Here is a 692-nt window from a genome sequence, read left to right as displayed (position 1 = left end):
CTGGCGGAGCGTGTTCAGCGAGTTTCCTGATACGGGTCTGGTGGTCCTTGCGATCGGTCCGGCTCAGCAGTTCTTCAGAGCTCCAGACGGTCAGCCAGCAGCGTTCCCGGACAAGCCAGGGGGTGAGTGTGGTGACTTTTTCATCCAGAACGTCCTGAAGCAGGATCCCCGTGCGTGCGATGGATTTTCGCTGGGGTAAGAGCATGGCTTCGATTTCATCCCTTCCACGCTCCGGATCGCGTTCGAAAACAAAACTGATTTTGTGACCGGTGTTTTTATAGGCAGTGTTCATTCGCTCGGCCAGCGCTGTAATCAGTGATTCCAGTGTGCCGGGGGCTGTCAGGTCCGGGTTTTCATCCATTTCTTTCAGGGCACCGCTGATTTCAAAGACGGAAAGGTAATACCCCTGTTTGGTGGTGGCAATGTAGGGGGCTTTCAGCCAGGGGCGGCGTTCGCGGTCCTGTTGGTCCAGACCGATGACGGTGTGCAGATCACAGTAATCGGGGAAGAATGCGGAAACGGAATACCGTGACAGGGTACTGATACAGTCTTCAATGGCAAAAATAATGCGGTTGATATTCATGGCATGGAGCACTCCGGTAAGGATGAATCATCACGGTCTGATATTTTTTGATGCCACAGCAGGGGATGTGGCATGAAAAAACAGCAGAGAAAATAAATAATCTGTTGAG

1 pseudogene is annotated in these 692 nt (G+C 52.3%); it reads right to left on the bottom strand.

From position 1 onward, the window contains the following. Window positions 1–583: pseudogene (locus E0D98_RS25250) on the bottom strand (ATP-binding protein); the annotation flags it as partial. Between the last annotated feature and the right edge of the window lie 109 nt (window positions 584–692).

It is taken from the genome of Escherichia sp. KCJ4928, from assembly GCF_004352695.1.
Lineage (GTDB): Bacteria > Pseudomonadota > Gammaproteobacteria > Enterobacterales > Enterobacteriaceae > ECMA0423.
This window is presented reverse-complemented; position numbering and strand designations above follow the sequence as displayed.